Here is a 4,357-nt window from a genome sequence, read left to right as displayed (position 1 = left end):
GTATTAATATTTGTTCTCTAACTGCCATTTCTAAATTTTGATCTATAAAAGTTGCTATACCGGCTATTTCTGATGTCGTGTAAAATTCAAGATCATTTTTCCTTGCTTCATCAATTATCGTTTTAAGAATCTTCGGAGATACTCTCCATGCTCCCCATTTGGCCGCCATTTCTCCTTCTCCAAAGTAATCTTCTTGTATGTCTTCAGGTAAAATTGAATGGCATGTTAATATCAAATTTTTGCCTGTTCTCTTTGTTAGTTTCATTATTTTNNAACAAATAGATGGTACAAATCCAACACAGTTAAATGATGTTAAATTATCTTTATACAGATGTCCTCTGGCAACTTTGAAATAATTAGGAACTAACCTACTTATTACTTCGTTATTGTAAATAAAGTGTGGGAAGGCAAAAGAAACTGGCTTTTTAAATTTTTCCTTTGTTTTAGAATGTGTTTGTTTTTCCATCCAATCAAAGAGTGTTTCAATTTCATCTTCTATCCACTTGTCAAAACCATATTTAGCAGAATAGTCAGTAGTCGTCTTGTGTTTTAAACTATGATGAGCAATTTCATGCCCATTTGATTGCAGTTCTAACAGACTATCTATTTCCTGCTGTGTATGCACCCTTTGTCCCTCTATCGGGTTAACACCGTTAATATTAAATGTGACTTTAATATCATAATAACCAAATAGGTTTTTTCCGTATTTACACCAATCTCGCACCCGATAGCTATCATCGAAGGAGAAGGCTATTCCAGGTTTATTAATATACGGAATGGACTCCTTGTTCGTATTATCATTATAGTTATCTATTTGCTTGACCATATTTCTATATTGATGACCCCAATACCTCCATTGAAAGTACTTTCTTTTAAAGGATGATATGTAGCGTTTAACCATTTTTATAATTATTATTCACCTCCAAAAATATTTCGCCAATAACCTGTCTAATTTCCATAAAATATAGTTTCTATTTTGTAAAATGTGTCCATCTACAGCTACTAACCATTGATTGTCAGCCATCTTTAATTGATCTATTGTGTGCATGCCATCTTTGTTCCAATCTCTTTCCTTTTTAGTTCCGCTTAAAACTAAGTTAAGTTCTTCTTCTGCATATTCACTTTCTGACAATTGGGTTATTTTAAACACTCGAACTGCGCTTCCATAGCTAGGTTTTCCATCTTGGGTATATCTATAAATAGTATCTTTATCTACAATCACCCTGCCACCAGGTCTAGTAATACTCTTATTATCAGATATCAAAGGGCTATTTGGATGTTCACTCCAATCTCCTTCGAGTTTATCAGAGTAAAATAAATGCAATTTTCCACTCTTACCTGCAAACAACCACCATTTATCGTTATAATGAAAAATGCTTGAATCAACATACTGACCTCCAATTAGCCCATTTACTACTTCCCATTCATATGGGAAGTTTTTTGCCTTGTATAGCAGTACTTGGTTTGCTTCACTGGATTCAGGGATCATATAGAAATTGTCATCATATTTAAATACATATGGATAGGATAAATGAAAGTTTTCCTTTAAAACAGCCCTATCGTAATTCCAATTCTCCCCATCTCTACTTGTGGCTAGGCCAATGATCCCTTTTCCTGAAGTTTTATCAAGGATTTCAAAAAACATAAATAATTTAGAGTCAAAAGAAATAATAAACGGGTCAGCCACAAATTCTGCGGGCACATCTATTACGTCAGATGCCTTTAGAATAGGTTTCTTTATTGCTTTCTCATTTAGACGTTGGAAGATCATAGTATGAGAATTAAATACTGAAATCGACCAAACACCCACCATTATTTTCTTTCCAACAAGTCTACTTAATAAATATAGAAATATTAAAGAACAACCGTATAATAAATACATAGATCCACCTTTCACTTTGGAAACGTTCTATATCCTTGCATTTAGCCCACACAATCGAAAATTTTATCCGTTTCGAGTCTTCTTTCAAATTTTTCTTTAGTTAAGTTCTCTGATAATTTATTGCGTAATTCGTTGTTATTTATTAATTCTACTAACGAATGATAGATTTCATCTTCATTACTACCAACAATTAAGCCATTTTCTCCATGATTGATCTGCTCTTTAGCCCCGGTAAATGAGGTTGTAATAATCGGTTTATTTAAATACCTGGCTTCCATTAATGTTATGCAGTACCCTTCATGTCTAGATGGCTGTACATAAATATCACATTGATCCATAAACGGATAAGGATTTGGATTTGAGCCTAATAAGATAAATGTATCCCCTAAATTAAATTTCTTTATTAACTTTTCATATTCTCCTCTTGCGTTACCTTCTCCCACGCAATACCATCGTACTTTATAACCATTTTTTATCAGCCTCGCGAGCACTTGAATTGCGATATCTTGCCCTTTTTCAGTTGACAATCTGCCGACAGTTAATATCCTTAAGCCATCAAACTGATCAGTAAACCCCAACCCTTCTTTTGCTTGGCTCATAATTAGTTGTGGTGAAGTAGCATTCAAGAAAGTATCTACTTTTGCTTGCAAGTTTGGAACTAATTCAATTAACTTTGTTCTAGCCTCTTTTGATACCACAAAAACTTTATCGTATTGGCTATAAACCTTAGAAGCAAACCGAGGGTTAAATCCAATTTTTGTAACATCAAAATGTATCCATTGGAATTTTTTTTTGGCCTTTATTTTCTTTAAAATAAAATAGCTTATGAAGTCCATGGGACCATCATAAGCCAAAGCGTAGTCATATTCCTCTTCAAGTACTGGATAATTATTTAAAGTATATCGAAAGAACAAACTCCTGTTTTTTAATATTTTTGTAATTACATGTAATATCATAATTGTTATCGCTTTAATTATCTTTCCTTTTTTTATTAAATGTAAGGACATTAATTGTGGTGGATTATTTAAAATATCCTTAATGCTTTGATACCCGTTAAAATACTTAACATTTACATTAGAAGGAATAAACTCTAAAAACCCACCATATTTCTCTAACATAAAAATGGTTATGTCATATTTATCTTTTGGAATCTCATTAATCATATTGAGCAAGGCTTTCTCGGTTCCACCTATATTCATATTAATTAACATAAATATTATTTTTTTTCTCATTAGCTTTACTCTCTTTCAACAGAACTTCATCCAATTAATCCATAAATTTTTTCTAACTCCTCAAGATTTCCCTTTTTTTCTTGTTTCAAATAGCTAACGATTTTTCCCCTTAACTTCTTGTCGTTAACCAATTTAAATATTGCATCACAAATTGCATCACCGTTCATATCAACAACAAGCCCATTTTTCCCATCTACCATTTGATTATAAACTGCATCAAACCTTGTTGTTACTACTGGAATATTAAGCATTCTAGCTTCGGCAATCGCAAGACCGAATCCTTCAAACCTTGACGTTTGGACATATATATCACAGTTTTTAATAAATGGATATGGGTTTGGTGTTACACCTAATAAAACAAAATGATCAGACAACTCATTTTCTTTAATAAAATGTTGTATCTCTCCCAAAAGAGGACCTTTACCCAACACATACCATTTAAACTTAATTCCCCGTTCCTTTAACTTTTTACATGCTTCTAAGGCAATATCATAGCCTTTTTGATGCGCTAATCTCCCGATTGTAAGTATCCTAAATCCATCAAAATCATCTGTATAATCTTCACCGAAATCTGCCATATTGAAAATAAATTTAGGATCATTAATATCATAGATTATTTCAATTTTATTATTATAGTAGGGAAAAGTTTCTAGTAGAATATCTCTAGCAGACTCTGACACAGCAATTATTTTATTGTATTGATCGTAATATTTTTTTTGAAAATTTGCATCCTTGCTATCTAATTTATAGGTTACATTTACCCAAGCGAATTTCTTCTTTGCTTTTACCTTATCTGCAACATAAAAGGTTGGGACTCCTTGCGCGTAACTAATTGCAACATCGTATTCTTTTGGATTTTGTTCAATTACACTTGATACATTCTCCCAATATAATCTAGCTTTTTGAGCATTACTGTGCTTACCTAGACGAATATTTACAGAATATTTTAATCGTGAGCAAAGCATTTTATAATCATGTCTTTTTAAAGAGTAAAGAAAGGCTTTCTTTAGGTTAAATTTCGAGAAATTTGTATACTTTAATGGACTTAAAATATTTACTTCTTTAGGAACAAGTTCTTGTAGGAGTTCCCCATGTGCAAACAACATTAAATCTACGGAGTACTTTTTATAATCCAATAACGATAATAACGTAATTAAACTTTTTTCCGCTCCAGCTCCGACCAATGAGTCAATTACAAATAATAATGATTTTTTCATTTTGAGTATCTCCAAAAAAAATTTTA

Annotated in this window: 4 protein-coding genes; all 4 read right to left on the bottom strand. The window is 32.0% G+C overall.

Features of this window, described 5'->3' with window-relative positions; translation table 11 throughout:
- Positions 1-826 (bottom strand): polysaccharide deacetylase family protein (locus tag V7147_RS23635; RefSeq protein ID WP_335370247.1); only part of this gene is annotated, 826 nt, incomplete at its 3' end.
- 90 nt (positions 827-916) lie between these two features.
- Positions 917-1,882 (bottom strand): glucosamine inositolphosphorylceramide transferase family protein, encoded by a 966-nt coding sequence (locus tag V7147_RS23630; protein ID WP_335370246.1) that lies wholly within the window; start codon positions 1,880-1,882, stop codon positions 917-919.
- Between the two features lie 41 nt (positions 1,883-1,923).
- On the bottom strand, positions 1,924-3,114 hold the full coding sequence (locus tag V7147_RS23625; RefSeq protein ID WP_335370245.1) for a glycosyltransferase: 1,191 nt from the start codon (positions 3,112-3,114) through the stop codon (positions 1,924-1,926).
- 26 nt (positions 3,115-3,140) lie between these two features.
- Positions 3,141-4,331 (bottom strand): glycosyltransferase, encoded by a 1,191-nt coding sequence (locus V7147_RS23620; RefSeq protein WP_335370244.1) that lies wholly within the window; start codon positions 4,329-4,331, stop codon positions 3,141-3,143.
- Between the last annotated feature and the right edge of the window lie 26 nt (positions 4,332-4,357).

The sequence above is a fragment of the Bacillus sp. JJ1521 genome, assembly GCF_036965165.1.
In the GTDB taxonomy this organism is placed as follows: domain Bacteria; phylum Bacillota; class Bacilli; order Bacillales; family Bacillaceae_L; genus Ferdinandcohnia.
This window is presented reverse-complemented; position numbering and strand designations above follow the sequence as displayed.